This is a genomic window from Mycobacterium sp. (assembly GCF_035499775.1).
In the GTDB taxonomy this organism is placed as follows: domain Bacteria; phylum Actinomycetota; class Actinomycetes; order Mycobacteriales; family Mycobacteriaceae; genus Mycobacterium.
Genome location: NZ_DATJYB010000413.1, coordinates 1 through 14,547, shown reverse-complemented (window position 1 = coordinate 14,547; position 14,547 = coordinate 1). Strand labels below are relative to the sequence as shown.

Annotated in this window: 15 protein-coding genes and 1 pseudogene; 8 read left to right on the top strand and 8 right to left on the bottom strand. The window is 68.1% G+C overall.

Annotation, left to right across the window (positions count from 1 at the left end):
- The 4 genes from VML93_RS25745 to VML93_RS25730 all read right to left on the bottom strand — a co-directional run.
- On the bottom strand, positions 1 to 183 hold a 183-nt coding region (locus tag VML93_RS25745; protein WP_325615094.1), incomplete at its 3' end, for a biotin carboxylase N-terminal domain-containing protein.
- Positions 184 to 188: 5 nt separating this feature from the next.
- Complete coding sequence (locus VML93_RS25740) at positions 189 to 1,778, bottom strand: acyl-CoA carboxylase subunit beta (RefSeq protein ID WP_325615097.1); 1,590 nt, start codon at positions 1,776 to 1,778, stop codon at positions 189 to 191.
- A gap of 2 nt (positions 1,779 to 1,780) precedes the next feature.
- Positions 1,781 to 2,929 (bottom strand): acyl-CoA dehydrogenase family protein, encoded by a 1,149-nt coding sequence (locus tag VML93_RS25735; protein ID WP_325615093.1) that lies wholly within the window; start codon positions 2,927 to 2,929, stop codon positions 1,781 to 1,783.
- Positions 2,926 to 4,608: an acyclic terpene utilization AtuA family protein gene (locus VML93_RS25730; RefSeq protein ID WP_325615096.1), complete on the bottom strand. Its 1,683-nt coding sequence runs from the start codon at positions 4,606 to 4,608 to the stop codon at positions 2,926 to 2,928. Before VML93_RS25730 ends, VML93_RS25735 begins: the two co-directional genes overlap by 4 nt.
- A gap of 231 nt (positions 4,609 to 4,839) precedes the next feature.
- Between VML93_RS25730 and rpmF the strand changes: the two genes are divergently transcribed.
- From rpmF to VML93_RS25705, 5 genes are all read left to right on the top strand, one after another.
- Entirely contained in the window at positions 4,840 to 5,013 is a 174-nt protein-coding gene (gene rpmF / locus VML93_RS25725; protein WP_325615092.1) for a 50S ribosomal protein L32, read from the top strand.
- 92 nt (positions 5,014 to 5,105) lie between these two features.
- Positions 5,106 to 5,792, top strand: a complete 687-nt coding sequence (mprA, locus tag VML93_RS25720; protein WP_325615091.1) for a two-component system response regulator MprA — start codon at positions 5,106 to 5,108, stop codon at positions 5,790 to 5,792.
- On the top strand, positions 5,792 to 7,339 hold the full coding sequence (locus VML93_RS25715) for a HAMP domain-containing sensor histidine kinase (RefSeq protein WP_325615090.1): 1,548 nt from the start codon (positions 5,792 to 5,794) through the stop codon (positions 7,337 to 7,339). Before mprA ends, VML93_RS25715 begins: the two co-directional genes overlap by 1 nt.
- A gap of 98 nt (positions 7,340 to 7,437) precedes the next feature.
- The gene (locus tag VML93_RS25710; RefSeq protein ID WP_325615089.1) at positions 7,438 to 8,994 is read left to right on the top strand and encodes a S1C family serine protease; all 1,557 of its coding nucleotides are present in this window, start codon (positions 7,438 to 7,440) and stop codon (positions 8,992 to 8,994) included.
- Positions 8,994 to 9,539, top strand: coding sequence for a MogA/MoaB family molybdenum cofactor biosynthesis protein (locus tag VML93_RS25705; protein WP_325615088.1), 546 nt, complete (start codon positions 8,994 to 8,996; stop codon positions 9,537 to 9,539). The genes VML93_RS25710 and VML93_RS25705 overlap by 1 nt, the downstream gene beginning before the upstream one ends.
- A gap of 1 nt (position 9,540) precedes the next feature.
- Here the strand turns inward: VML93_RS25705 and mscL are convergent, their stop codons facing one another.
- The 4 genes from mscL to VML93_RS25685 all read right to left on the bottom strand — a co-directional run bounded on the left by mscL (position 9,541) and on the right by VML93_RS25685 (position 11,889).
- Complete coding sequence (gene mscL, locus VML93_RS25700) at positions 9,541 to 10,044, bottom strand: large-conductance mechanosensitive channel protein MscL (protein WP_325615087.1); 504 nt, start codon at positions 10,042 to 10,044, stop codon at positions 9,541 to 9,543.
- A 66-nt stretch (positions 10,045 to 10,110) separates the two neighbouring features.
- Positions 10,111 to 10,779 (bottom strand): SAF domain-containing protein, encoded by a 669-nt coding sequence (locus VML93_RS25695; protein ID WP_325615095.1) that lies wholly within the window; start codon positions 10,777 to 10,779, stop codon positions 10,111 to 10,113.
- 81 nt (positions 10,780 to 10,860) lie between these two features.
- A complete protein-coding gene (locus VML93_RS25690; RefSeq protein ID WP_325615086.1) occupies positions 10,861 to 11,208 on the bottom strand; it encodes an FmdB family zinc ribbon protein in 348 nt (115 codons plus the stop codon).
- Between the two features lie 96 nt (positions 11,209 to 11,304).
- On the bottom strand, positions 11,305 to 11,889 hold the full coding sequence (locus VML93_RS25685; RefSeq protein WP_325615085.1) for a 5-formyltetrahydrofolate cyclo-ligase: 585 nt from the start codon (positions 11,887 to 11,889) through the stop codon (positions 11,305 to 11,307).
- 78 nt (positions 11,890 to 11,967) lie between these two features.
- On the opposite strand from VML93_RS25685, the gene VML93_RS25680 reads away from it, so the two are divergent.
- From VML93_RS25680 to VML93_RS25670, 3 genes and pseudogenes are all read left to right on the top strand, one after another.
- The gene (locus tag VML93_RS25680) at positions 11,968 to 12,879 is read left to right on the top strand and encodes a UTP--glucose-1-phosphate uridylyltransferase (protein ID WP_325615084.1); all 912 of its coding nucleotides are present in this window, start codon (positions 11,968 to 11,970) and stop codon (positions 12,877 to 12,879) included.
- A gap of 54 nt (positions 12,880 to 12,933) precedes the next feature.
- Positions 12,934 to 14,223, top strand: a complete 1,290-nt coding sequence (gene glp, locus VML93_RS25675) for a gephyrin-like molybdotransferase Glp (RefSeq protein ID WP_325615083.1) — start codon at positions 12,934 to 12,936, stop codon at positions 14,221 to 14,223.
- Positions 14,224 to 14,246: 23 nt separating this feature from the next.
- Positions 14,247 to 14,547: pseudogene (locus VML93_RS25670) on the top strand (RimJ/RimL family protein N-acetyltransferase); the annotation flags it as partial.

The window sequence follows — 14,547 nt, the reverse complement described above, 5'->3', positions numbered from 1 at the left end:
GGCGCTCAGATAGTCGTTGGTCTTGGGCAGCCGCACCCGGGCATCGGCCTCCGCGACATACGGTGCGGCCGCGTCCGGGTCGGTGTAGACGGCGACGGTGCCCAGACCCAGCCGTCTGCAGGTGGCGAACACCCGCCGGGCGATCTCGCCGCGGTTGGCAACCAGTACTCGAGTGATTTCCATCAGCGTCACATCCGGAAGACGCCGAAGTTCGACGTCCCCTTGATCGGGCCATTGGCAATGGCGGACAAACACATTCCCAGCACGGTGCGGGTGTCGCGCGGGTCGATCACCCCGTCGTCGTAGAGCATTCCGGACAGGACCATCGGTAGCGACTCGGCTTCGATCTGGCCCTCGACGGCGGCTCGCATCGCGGCATCGGCGGCCTCGTCGACCTGCTGACCACGGGCCTCAGCGGCGGCCCTGGCCACGATGGACAGCACCCCCGACAGCTGCGCGCCGCCCATCACCGCGGATTTGGCGCTGGGCCAGGCGAACAGGAACCGGGGTTCGTAAGCGCGCCCGCACATGCCGTAGTGGCCGGCGCCGTACGACGCGCCGATGATCAGCGAGATGTGCGGGACCTTCGAGTTGGACACGGCGTTGATCATCATCGAGCCGTGCTTGATCATCCCGCCTTCCTCGTAGTCCTTACCCACCATGTAGCCGGTGGTGTTGTGCAGGAACAACAGTGGCGTGTCGGAGCGGTTGGCCAGCTGAATGAATTGGGTCGCCTTCTGCGACTCCTCGCTGAACAGCACGCCGCGCGAGTTGGCCAGGATGCCTACCGGATAGCCGTGCAGCTGGGCCCAGCCGGTCACCAGCGACGACCCGTACAGCGGCTTGAATTCGTCGAATTCGGAGCTGTCGACGATGCGGGCGATCACCTCACGCGGGTCGAACGGGATGCGCAGGTCCGACGGCACGATGCCGATCAGTTCGCTCTGGTCGTAGAGCGGCGCCGTCACGGGCTTGGGTTGCGGCCCCTGCTTGACCCAGTTCAGCCGGGCTACGATGCGGCGCCCGATCCTGATCGCGTCCAGTTCGTCGAGGGCGAAGTAGTCAGCCAAACCCGAAATGCGGGCGTGCATTTCGGCGCCGCCCAGCGATTCGTCGTCGGACTCCTCGCCGGTAGCCATCTTCACCAGCGGTGGGCCGGCCAGGAACACCTTCGAGCGTTCCTTGATCATCACCACGTGATCCGACATGCCCGGCACATACGCGCCGCCCGCGGTGGAGTTGCCGAACACCAGCGCGATGGTGGGGATGCCCGCCGCCGACAGCCGGGTCAGGTCGCGGAACATCTGCCCGCCGGGGATGAAGATTTCCTTCTGGGTGGGCAGATCCGCGCCACCGGATTCCACCAGCGAGATGACCGGCAGCCGATTCTGCAGCGCGATCTGTTTGGCCCGCAGTATTTTTCGCAGTGTCCACGGGTTGCTGGTGCCGCCTTTGACGGTGGGGTCGTTGGCGACGATCATGCATTCCACACCGGAGACCGCGCCGATGCCGGTCACCAGGCTGGCGCCGATCTGAAAAGCCGTGCCGTATGCCGCCAGTGGGCTCAGTTCCAGAAACGGAGAGTCCGGGTCGACGAGCAACTCGATGCGCTCCCGGGGGGTCATCTTGCCGCGGGCATGATGACGCTCGACGTACTTGGGGCCGCCGCCGGCCAGCGCTTTGGCGAATTCGGCGTCGATCTCGTCGAGCCTTGACGTCGCCGCCGACGCCGCCTCGGTGTACGTGTCGCTACGGGCGTCGAGTACGGACTGCAGCACGGTCACGATTGATACCCCAGGAGTTTGGCGGCCAAAGCGGTCATGATCTCGGTGGTGCCACCGCCGATGCCCAGGATCCGCATGTCGCGGTATTGGCGTTCGATTTCGGATTCGGCCATATATCCCATGCCGCCGAACAATTGGACGCCTTGGTTGGCCACCCATTCACCGGCCTCGACGGCGGTGTTCTTGGCGAAACACACCTGCGGGATCAGGTTGGTCTCGCCCGCCAGTTGGCGCTCCACCACGTTGCGCGAATAGACCCGGGCGACGTCCACCCGCCGGGCCATCTCGGCCAGCGTGTTCTGCACCGACTGTCGGGAGATCAACGGGCGACCAAAGGTTTCCCGGTCGCGGCACCACTGCGCGGTGATGTCCAGGCAGCGCTGCGCACTCGAATATGCCTGCGTGGCAAGGGCGATGCGCTCGGAGACGAATCCCATGGCGATCTGGGCGAAGCCGGTGTTCTCGACACCGACCAGGTTTTCCACCGGCACCCGCACGTCGGTGTAGGACAACTCGGCGGTGTCGGAGCACCGCCAGCCCATCTTGTCCAGCTTGCGGGTCACCTCGAAGCCGGGCGTGCCCTTGTCGACCACCAGCAGCGAAACCCCCGCCGCCCCAGGGCCGCCGGTGCGCACCGCGGTCACGACGAAGTCGGCGCGCACCCCCGAGGTGATGTAGGTCTTGGCGCCGTTGACGATGTAGTGGTCGCCGTCGCGAACGGCAGTGGTCCGCAGGTGTCCGACGTCCGACCCGCCGCCGGGCTCGGTGATGGCCAGCGAGCCGATCTTCTCACCGGCCAGCGTCGGGCGCACATACGTCTCGATCTGTCGCTCATCACCGGCGGCGATCATGTGCGGCACCGCGATTCCGCAGGTGAACAGTGACGCGAAGACGCCGCCCGGCGAGCCGGATTGGTGCAGTTCTTCGCAGATGACGACTGCGTCGGCGCCGTCACCGCCGCCACCGCCGACGGCTTCGGGAAAGTTCGCTCCCAGCAGGCCCGCCGCCCCCGCGCGTCGGTGCAGATCGCGGGGCAGGTCCGCGGTGCGTTCCCACTCGTCGATGTTGGGCAGGATTTCCCGTTCGGCGAACGAGCGCGTGGTCTTTCGCAGTTGCTCGCGCTCCGGTGTCGTCCAGATATTCACAGAAACCTCTCCGGGATATCGACGTGGCGGCTGCGCAACCATTCGCCCAGCCCCTTGGCCTGTGGATCGAAACGTGCTTGATAGGCGACGCCCTGACCGAGGATTCCCTCGATGACGAAGTTCACCGCCCGCAGGTTGGGCAGCACATGGCGGGTGACGGCGAGATCGGCCGTCTCGGGAAGCAGTTGCTTGAGCAGCTCGACGGTCAGTGTGTTGGCCAGCCAGCGCCATTGCTCGTCGGTGCGGACCCAGACGCCGACGTTGGCCGACCCGCCCTTGTCGCCGCTGCGGGCACCCGCGATCACGCCCAACGGCGCGCGCCGGGTCGGACCGGCGGGCAGCGGCTCGGGCAGCGCCGGTGAATCGGCCGGCGCCAGCGCCAAAGTCTCGGTGGCGCAGGGGATCTCGGCCCGGCTGCCGTCGGCGTGCACGGCGACGTGTGGCACCTGGGCGGCATCGACGTAGCCCGGCTGGAACACGCCATACACCTGCCCGTCTCCGGGCGGGGCGGTCGAGGTAAATCCCGGGTAGCTGGCCAGCGCCAATTCGACTGCCGCCGCGGAGAATTGGCGGCCCACATTGGCGGGATCGGGATCGCGGACCACGCAGGTCAGCAACGCGCTGGCGGCCTCTTCGGTGTCGGCGTCGGGGTGGTCTGTGCGGGCCAGCGTCCACTGCAGCTCGGCGGGTTTGACGGTCAGGGCGGCCTCGAGCTGGCGTCGCACCAAGTCGGCCTTCGCCTCGATGTCCAGGCCGGTCAGCACGAACGTCATGGAGTTGCGAAAACCGCCGATGCTGTTCAGCGACACCTTGTAGGTGGGCGGCGGCGGCTCGCCGACCACGCCGCTGATGCGCACCCGGTCGGGGCCGTCGGCCGACAACTCGATGCTGTCCATCCGGGCCGTCACATCCGGGTTGGCGTAGCGGGCGCCGGTGATCTCGTAGAGCAGCTGCGCGGTGACGGTGTCGACGCTGACCAGCCCACCGCTGCCGGGGTGCTTGGTGATCACCGACGAGCCGTCGGCGTAGACCTCGGCCAGCGGGAAGCCCGCATACGTCAGATCCGGTACTTCGGTGAAGAACGCGAAGTTGCCGCCGGTGGCCTGCACGCCGCATTCGATGATGTGACCGGCGACCACGGCGCCGGCCAGCTGGTTGTAGTCGGTGCGGCCCCAGCCGAAGTGCGCGGCCGCGGACCCGACGATCACCGACGCGTCGGTGACCCGGCCGGTGACCACGACGTCGGCTCCGGCGGTCAGGCAGTCGGCGATGCCCCACCCGCCCAGGTAGGCGTTGGCCGTCAACGGGGTGCCGAGGCCCAGTTCGGCCGCGCGGGGCAGCAGGTCGTCGCCCTCGACATGCGCGACCCGGGCCGGGATGCCCAGACGCTGGGCCAGCGCGCGCACCGCGTCGGCCAGCCCCGCGGGGTTCAGCCCGCCGGCGTTGGCGACGATGCGCACCCCGCGGTCGACGGCCAGGCCCAGGCACTCTTCGAGCTGAGTCAGGAAGGTCTTGGCGTAGCCGCGGTCGGGGTTCTTCATCTTGTCGCGGCCGAGAATCAGCATCGTCAGCTCGGCCAGGTAGTCGCCGGTTACGTAGTCGAGTTCGCCGCCGGTGAGCATCTCGTGCATCGCCGACAGGCGGTCGCCGTAGAAACCCGAGCAGTTTCCGATTCGCACGGCACCAGACGATGGGGCCACGCGTCCTCCCTCCATTGGGACACCGGCGGCAATCAACCAACCAACCGGTAGGTTAGCGGGTGTTGCCGCCGTCACGTCAACCGGTGGGCCGCCGTTTTGGCCGCCGGTAGGTCACCGACTATCCTTGAGGGCCTGTACGGGCAGCACCCCATGGCCATGCGGCGCGACAGACCCGACCCTAAGCCCCGAACCGAGGAGTGAGGCCCGACCATGGCGACACCCAAGCGCAGGATGTCGCGCGCGAACACCCGAAGCCGGCGCGCGCAGTGGAAGGCCACCCGGACCGAGCTCGTCGGCGTGACGGTGGCAGGCCACAAGCACAAGGTGCCCCGCAGGCTGCTCAAGGCCGCCCGCCTCGGCCTGATCGACGTCGACAAGCGCTGACACCCGTCCCTGCGCCTGTCCGCGTGTGACCCGAGCACTCGCGCGGCGCGCCTCTCAGGCCGCTCTCAGGCGCTCGTACCACACTAGTTTGCGTGCGAATTCTTGTCGTTGACGACGATCGTGCCGTGCGCGAGTCGCTGCGCAGGTCGCTTTCGTTTAACGGGTATTCGGTCGAGCTGGCCCACGACGGGGTCGAGGCGCTCGACAAGATTGCCAGCGATCGGCCCGACGCCCTCGTTCTGGATGTCATGATGCCGCGTCTGGACGGGCTCGAGGTGTGCCGTCAGCTCCGCAGCACGGGCGACGACCTGCCGATCCTGGTGCTCACCGCCCGCGACTCGGTCTCCGAGCGGGTCGCCGGCCTGGACGCCGGCGCCGACGACTACCTCCCGAAGCCGTTCGCCCTCGAGGAGCTGCTGGCGCGCCTGCGCGCTTTATTGCGCCGCACCAAGCCCGAGGACGCCGCCGAGTCGGTGGCGATGACCTTCTCCGACCTGAGCCTGGACCCGGTGACCCGCGAAGTCACCCGCGGGCAGCGCCGGATCAGCCTCACCCGGACCGAATTCGCGCTGCTGGAGATGCTGATCGCCAACCCGAGGCGGGTTCTGACCCGCAGCCGCATTCTCGAGGAGGTCTGGGGATTCGACTTCCCCACCTCGGGCAATGCGCTGGAGGTCTACGTCGGCTATCTGCGCCGCAAAACCGAGGCCGACGGCGAAATACGGCTGATTCACACCGTGCGCGGGGTGGGTTACGTGCTGCGGGAGACGCCGCCCTGATGGTCCGGGTGGACCGGCGCCGCCACCATGCACCGTTGCGGGCGACCAGCTCGCTGTCCTTGCGGTGGCGGGTGATGCTGCTGGCGATGTCCATGGTGGCGATGGTCGTCATCCTGATGGCTTTTGCCGTCTACGCGGTGATCTCGGCGGCGCTCTACAGCGACATCGACAACCAGCTGCAGAGCCGAGCCCAGCTGCTGATCGCCAGCGGTTCGCTGGCGGCCGATCCGGAAAAGGCCATCGGGGGCACCGCCTATTCCGACGTCAACGCGATGCTGGTGAACCCGGGGGAGTCCATCTACACCGCCAACCAGCCGGGGCAGAGCCTGCCCGTCGGGCCCGCCGAGAAGGCGGTCATCCGCGGCGAGTTGTTCATGTCGCGCCGCACCGCCTCCGATCAACGGATACTTGCCATCCACCTGCCCAACGGCAGTTCACTTTTGATCTCCAAGAGTCTGAAGCCGACCGAAGCCGTGATGACCAAACTGCGCTGGGTGCTGCTGATGGTCGGCGGGATCGGTGTCGCGGTCGCCGCGGTGGCCGGCGGGATGGTCACCCGGGCCGGGCTGCGTCCGGTGGGACGGCTCACCGAGGCGGCCGAGCGGGTGGCGCGCACCGATGATCTGCGGCCCATCCCGGTGTTCGGCAGCGACGAATTGGCCAGGCTCACCGAGGCATTCAACTTGATGCTGCGGGCGCTGGCCGAGTCCCGAGAACGGCAGGCGCGGCTGGTCACCGACGCCGGGCACGAATTGCGCACCCCGCTGACGTCGCTGCGCACCAATGTCGAGCTGCTGATGGCCTCGATGGAACCGGGGGCGCCGCGGCTGCCGGAGCAGGAGATGGTCGAGCTGCGGGCCGACGTGCTCGCCCAGATCGAGGAACTGTCCACGCTGGTCGGCGATCTGGTGGACCTCACCCGCGGCGACGCGGGTCAGGTCGTGCACGAGCCGGTGGACATGTCCGAGGTCATCGATCGCAGCCTGGAGCGAGTCAGGCGGCGGCGCAATGACATCCATTTCGACGTCCAGGTGGTCCCGTGGCAGGTCTACGGCGACGTCGGCGGACTGTCACGTGCGGCGCTGAATCTCATGGACAACGCCGCCAAGTGGAGCCCGCCGGGCGGCCGCGTCGACGTCACGCTGCGCCAGGTCGACCCGTCGCACGCTGAGCTGGTGGTTTCCGACCACGGCCCAGGGATTCCACCCCACGAACGGCGCCTGGTGTTCGAGCGCTTCTACCGGTCGATGACGGCGCGGGCGATGCCCGGTTCGGGTTTGGGGCTTGCGATCGTCAAACAAGTGGTACTCAACCACGGTGGATTGCTGCGTGTCGAAGACACCGTGCCGAATGGTCAGCCCCCCGGAACGTCGATCTACGTGCTCTTACCCGGGCGGCCGATGCCGATTGCCCAGTCCACCGAGCCCACAGCACCCCTGGCGGATGCGCTCACCGATCCCGCCGGAAAAGTGACCGAGATTGCACCGAACTCTACGGATTCGACGAACGTTATCTCAGTGGACTCTCAGTCCGCGCGCGCAAGGTAGTTCTGCAGCTACTGTTGGCAATCAAGCCGGCATGTCCGACCGACCGGGTCCAACGAGACCCGAGAAACCCGAAAAAAGAGGAAGAGCGACTTAGCGACATGACGAATCACCCGAGGTATTCGCCACCGCCGCAGCAGCCGGGATACCGCGCGCCTAACCAGCCTGTGCCCCCCGCGTATGCGCAGGGGCCGCAAGATACCTACAACCAGCAGTTCGACTGGCGCTACCAACAGCCGACGCACCAGTTCCGCCAGCCGCACGAGCAGTTCGGCGGCACCGGGACCGGCCCGGTGCCCGGCATAGGCGGAACCGGGACAGCTCAGATGCCTGGCATCGGCGGCACTGGCGCCGGCCCGATACCCGGCATGGCTGGTACCGGCGCGGGCCCGATGCCCGGGATCGCCGGTACTGGCGCGCGCCCGATACCCGGGATGGGTGTTAACGGCGCGGGCCCGATACCCGGGATGATGCCGCCAATGGCCCCGCCCCCTGTGGTTATCCGCCAAAAGCGTTCTCGCGCAGGCCTGTTCGCTGGCGCACTGGCGGTAGCGGTGGTGTCGGCCGGTATCGGCGGCGCGGCGGCAACGGTCGTGGAGCTGGGCCACCAGTCGACGGGCGGCCACATCGGTGGTCTGCTCCCGGGGGCAGCGCCCAGCGTGCCGGCGGCCAACATGCCGCCGGGCAGCGTCGAACAGGTCGCCGCCAAGGTGGTGCCCAGCGTCGTGATGCTCGAGACCGATCTGGGCCGCCAGTCCGAAGAGGGCTCCGGCATCATCCTGTCGGCCGACGGCCTGATCATGACCAACAACCACGTCGTCGCGGCCGCCGCCAACCCCAAAGCGCCGCCCGGGCCGAGCCCGCTGCCCGGCGGTAACGGCGGTGCTGCGCCGAAGACGACGGTGACCTTCTCCGACGGCCGTACCGCGCCGTTCACCGTGGTGGGCGCCGATCCCACCAGCGACATCGCCGTGGTGCGGGTCCAGGGCGTATCGGGGCTCACCCCCATCGCGATTGGCACATCGGCGGATCTGCGGGTCGGCCAACCGGTGATTGCGATCGGTTCGCCGCTGGGTTTGGCGGGTACCGTGACCACCGGAATCGTCAGCGCGCTGAACCGGCCGGTGTCGACCACCGGCGAGTCGGGGAACCAGAACACGGTGCTGGACGCGATTCAGACCGATGCCGCGATCAACCCGGGTAACTCCGGTGGTGCGCTGGTCAACATGGCCGGCCAGCTGGTGGGTGTCAACTCGGCGATCGCCACCATGGGCTCCGATTCGCCTGACGCCCAGAGCGGCTCGATCGGGCTGGGCTTCGCGATTCCGGTCGACCAGGCCAAGCGGATCGCCGACGAGCTGATCACCAATCCCAACCACAAGGCGTCGCACGCGTCGTTGGGCGTGCAGGTGACCACGGACAAAGGGGTTCCTGGCGCCAAGGTGATGGAGGTCGTACAGGGTGGTGCGGCTGCGGGTGCCGGAGTGCCTACGGGTGTGGTAGTCACCCGGGTCGACGAGCGTCCGATCAACAGTGCCGACGCCTTGGTTGCCGCCGTGCGCTCCAAGGCACCCGGCGACAAGGTCTCACTGACATTTCAAGATCCATCTGGTGGCAACCGCACGGTGCAGGTCACCCTGGGCAAGGCGGAACAGTGATGAGAGCAGATGCACCGTGGTCAGAGCTCGCATATACGGTGGCACCCATGGAAAAGGGTGCCGAATTGGTTGTCGGCCGGGCACTTGTCGTCGTTGTCGACGATCGCACCGCGCACGGGGACGAGGACCACAGTGGCCCGCTGGTCACCGAACTGCTGACCGAGGCGGGGTTCGTCGTCGACGGTGTGGTGGCTGTCGAGGCTGACGAGGTCGAGATTCGCAACGCGCTGAACACCGCGGTGATCGGCGGGGTGGACCTGGTGGTGTCGGTCGGCGGGACCGGTGTGACGCCTCGCGATGTCACCCCGGAAGCCACCCGCGACATCCTGGATCGGGAGATCCTCGGCATCGCCGAAGCCGTCCGCGCCTCGGGACTGTCCGCGGGAATCACCGACGCGGCCCTGTCGCGCGGTTTGGCGGGCGTGTCCGGGAGCACGCTGGTGGTCAACCTCGCCGGGTCCCGTTACGCGGTGCGTGACGGCATGGCGACGCTGAACCCGCTGGCCGCCCACATCATCGGCCAGTTGTCCAGCCTGGAGATCTGACTCAGGGGCCCTTTATCTGCGTTTCGGCGTCCGCGCGGGGTCCGTGTTCCGGCGTCGGTGCCAGGTCGAATCGACCCTGACCACCGTGCCTGCCCGAGGACACGCCCCCCGTGTTCTGGGAGAGCAGGTCGCGGATTTCGGTGAGCAGGACGATCTGGGCGTCGTCCGCCTGCTCGACCTCGCCCCGCTTACGCAGCTTGTTGTAGGGCAGCACGATCAGGAAGTAGACCACCGCGGCGACGAGGATGAAGTTGACCCCTGCCGACAGGAAGTCGTTGAGGTTGATGTACAAGGCCCCTGGGCCCGTATCATTGGTCCACGGGATGTGCTGTTTCAGGACGCCGTGCTCTGACTTCGGGCCGGCGCCAATCGAGCTCACCAACGGATTGACGACGCCGTCGGTGAAGCCTTTGACCACCGTCGTGAACGCCGCACCGATGACCACCGCGACGGACAGGTCGACGATATTGCCCCGCGAGAGAAACTCCTTGAACCCTTTGAGCATGGGGTGGACCTTTCTGGACTGGACACAGGTTTGCTGCTGATCACGTGGCGAACCCCCGCCAGGTACTCAGTGCAGGGTGAGAGTTACCGCTTGACCCAACGCCGAGCCTGCCACCGCGTTCGCCACCCGAGCCGGCAGCGCAACTAACACTACGCGGTCGTCGTCGCCGGCCTGCTTAGCAGAGACGAGGACGACCACCGCGTCGGTGGCCACCACCCTGGGCGCCGAAGTGACGGCCGGGGCAGCCGGCTGCGCGCCGGTATCCGACGCAACCAGCACGTCAACGACATCGCCGACCCGGACCAGGTCGATCAGCGCGTTGTCGGCCAGATGCAGCGGCACGATCCGGGCGCCGGGCCCGGCCGTCGATTCGGCCAGCCGGCTACCCAGCACGCGGACATCGGTGAGCACCTCGCCGCGTCGCGTCGGGCTGGCCAGCGTCGCACCCAGCACCGCACCTAGGTCGGTCTGTGACCCGTCGGGAATCGTTGTAGCCAAACGCTTTTCGACGCGCACGTCGTCAGCAGTCAGCGTCGTCGCGGGCCGCAGATCGTGGCTGGCCACCAGCACGTCGACGCGGTCACCGTCCGGATTCGACCGCAACGTCGCAATGAAGGCCAACACGACGAGCCCGCCGGCGGCGACTCGGCGGGCCCGCACGGTGCGGGTCCAGTCCGGGCGCAGCGACGTCGAGATCCGGCTGAACAGGGTTGGATTCAGCGACGCGGAATTCAGACCTGATTGCCGCACGCCGCAACGGTAAGCGCAGCGCAGCGACCAGCGTGCCGCCGAAGGGATCGCGCTGTGGATAACCCGCTATTTCGAGGCGCCCGCGGTGGACGGCGTGCGGGTGCTGCTCGACTTCTCGCTCGACGTGGACTTGTCGCTCTTCTCGCTCGATTTCGACTTTTCCGAGCTTTTGTCCGAACTCGACGCGGAGTCGCCGTTGGAAGAACCGTTGCTGGAAGCGCTCGACTTCTTGCCCGAGTCGCGGCTGTCGGTGCGGTAGAAGCCGCTGCCCTTGAACACCACGCCCACGGGGTTGAAAAGCTTCCGCAGCCGACCAGCGCACTTCTCGCACGTGGTCAGCGAGTCGTCGGTGAACGCTTGCACGATGTCAAAGCGGTCGCCGCACTCGGTGCACGCGTAGCTGTAAGTCGGCACTGAAGACCTCCGGGTTTGGACTGAAGAGCGTCAGCCTGGTTAGCACTCTACCGTTTCAAGTGCTAGAACCGCCACGTGACCTGGATCATTCCCGCGTCAGGACAACGGGATGGCTCCCCGGCGCGGCGTCAGCGCATGGGTCATCGGGACGTCGTGGGGCTCAGCGGGCAGCTGGTCGACCAACTCCTCGTCGCGCACCACCGCCATCAGCCGCGCCTGCGGGTCCCGGTACGCCAGCGAGCGGTCGTAGAAGCCGCGGCCCCGGCCCAGCCGTACGCCTGAGCGGTCGACCGCCAGCGCGGGCACCAGCACCAGGTCGGCCTCGGCCAGGGCGGACTCCGGCAGCCACGGCTCAGGCGGCTCCAGCAGCCCCCACCGGCCCCGCGCAAGCCGGTCGCCGCGGTACTCGCCCCAGCGCAGCGGCAGCGGCTGGTCGTCGCCGGTGGTCCGCGCTGCCGGTAGCAGCACCCGTACGGCCCGGCGCAGCAAAACATCCAGCATCTCGATCGAACCCGGCTCGGCGTCCACCGGCACATACGCACAGACCGTGCTACCGGTGCTGACCAGCAGTTCCAGGTGTTCGCCGAGCATCCGGGCTTCGGCGGCGCGGACGTCGTCGGCAACCTGTCGCCGGGCAGCCTGTAGCCGTTCCCGCAACTCCGCCTTGCTCCCGACCGGCATGCTCTCCACGATGACAGCCCCGACTGGCCCGGCGCCATGCCCACCCGGTACACCCGACCCGGGTTATGGTTGTGAACGATGTCACGCCCAGAAATCCCGGTCCCGTACACGGCGATCGTCCCGGCGGCCGGCCTTGGAACGCGCTTTTTGCCCGCGACCAAAACGGTGCCGAAGGAACTGCTGCCCGTCGTCGACACCCCCGGTATCGAGCTGGTCGCCGAGGAGGCCGCCGAGGCCGGTGCCGAACGCCTGGTGATCATCACCTCCGAGGGCAAGGACGGCGTCGTCGCGCACTTCGTCGAAGACCTGGTACTGGAGGGCACGCTCGAGGCCCGCGGCAAGAAGGCCATGCTGGCCAAGGTGCGTCGCGCCCCGGAGCTGATCAAGGTCGAGTCGGTGGTGCAGGCCGAGCCGCTCGGGCTGGGTCACGCCATCGGATGTGTGGAGCCCACGCTGGCGCCCGACGAGGACGCCGTCATGGTGCTGCTGCCCGACGACCTGGTGCTGCCGACCGGCGTCTTGGAGACGATGTCGCAGGTGCGCGCCGAGTACGGCGGATCCGTGTTGTGTGCCATCGAGGTCACGCCCGAGGAGATCAGCGCCTACGGCGTGTTCGACGTCGAGGCGCTGCCCGACGGTGACAATCCCGACGTGCTGAGGGTCAACGGCATGGTCGAGAAGCCCAAGGCCAAGGACGCCCCGTCGATGTACGCGGCGGCCGGCCGTTATGTGCTCGACCGCGCCATCTTCGACGCGTTGCGCCGCATCGAACGCGGTGCCGGTGGTGAAGTGCAGCTCACCGACGCGATCGCGCTGCTGATCGCCGAGGGCCATCCGGTGCATGTCGTCGTGCACCGCGGATCTCGACACGACTTGGGAAATCCCGGCGGCTACCTCAAGGCTGCGGTTGACTTTGCATTGGATCGTGACGACTACGGCCCGGATCTGCGGCGGTGGTTGGTGGCGCGATTGGGCTTGACCCAGCAGTAGCCCGGCACCAGACCGGCCCGTTCGCGCCACTTGGCTCGACGGAAAGGCGCGATTTTGCGTTCTGTGGAGGAGCAGCAGGCCCGGATATCGGCCGCCGCGGTAGCCCCGCGGCCGATAAAAGTTGCCATCGCCGAGGCGCAGGGGTTGATGTGCGCCGAGGAAGTGGTGACCGAAAGACCTCTGCCCGGCTTCGACCAGGCCGCGATCGACGGCTACGCGGTGCGCAGCGTCGACGTGCTCGGTGTCGGCGAGTCGGGTGTGACTGCTCTGGACGGCGCCGCCGACCCGGACGCCGGCGAGGGCGGGTCCAACGGGTTGACGCTGCCGGTGATGGGAACCATCGACGCCGGTTCGCGCACCCCCAGTCGACTGCAGCCCCGGCAGGCTGCCCGGGTTCAGACCGGGGCTCCGCTGCCCACGCTGGCCGATGCGGTGCTGCCGCTGCGCTGGACCGACGGCGGCATGTCGCGGGTGCGGATTCTGCGCGGCGCGCCCTCGGGTGCCTATGTGCGGCGCACCGGCGATGACGTCCAGCCCGGCGACGTCGCCGTGCGCGCCGGAACGATCATCGGCGCGGCCCAGGTGGGGCTGCTGGCCGCGGTCGGCCGGGAGCGCGTCCTGGTGCACCCGCGCCCGCGGTTGTCGGTGATGGCTGTGGGCGGCGAGCTGGTCGACATCTCGCGCACCCCGGGCAACGGGCAGGTGTACGACGTCAACTCCTATGCCTTGGCGGCGGCCGGCCGGGATGCCGGCGCGGAAGTGAACCGCGTCGGCATCGTCAGCAACGATCCCAACGAGCTCGGCGAGATCGTCTCAGGTCAGCTCAATCGCGCCGAGGTGGTGGTGATCGCCGGCGCGGTCGGGGGAGCGGCCGCCGAGGCCGTGCGGGCGGTGCTCTCCGAGCTCGGGGAGATGGAGGTGGCCCGCGTCGCCATGCATCCCGGGTCCGTGCAGGGCTTCGGACAGCTGGGGCGCGACGGCGTTCCGACCTTTCTGCTGCCGGCCAATCCGGTGAGCGCCCTGGTGGTCTTCGAGGTGATGGTGCGCCCGTTGATCCGGCTGTCGCTGGGCAAGCGGCAGCCGATGCGCCGGATCGTGCAGGCCCGCACGTTGTCGCCGATCACGTCGGTGGCCGGCCGCAAGGGCTATCTGCGCGGTCAGCTCATGCGTGATCAGGACAGCGGCGAGTACCTGGTGCAGGCGCTGGGCGGGGCGCCCGGGGCGTCGTCGCACCTGCTGGCCACCCTTGCCGAAGCGAATTGTCTGGTCGTGGTTCCCACCGGGGCCGAGCAGATCCGGACCGGCGAGATCGTCGACGTCGCATTCCTGGCGCAGCGCGGCTGAGCCGGGACCTCGCGGTGTCCCTCGTGAAGCTGTTTCGCACCAGTAACCGGCATCCTGGGTGGCCGCTGTCCGTCGGGCCGCTGCGGGTCCCGGCGGGTGTGATCCGGTTGCGGGCGGTGCGGCTGCGCGACGGCGCGAAGTGGAGCCGGACCCGGTTGGCCGACCGCGCGCACCTCGAGCCTTGGGAGCCCAGTACGGACGGCGATTGGACGCTCCGCCACACCGTTGCCGCGTGGCCGGCGGTGTGTTCGAGCCTGCGTGCGGAGGCCAACAAGGGTCGCATGCTGCCGTATGTGATCGAGCTGGACGGGCAGTTCTGCGGTC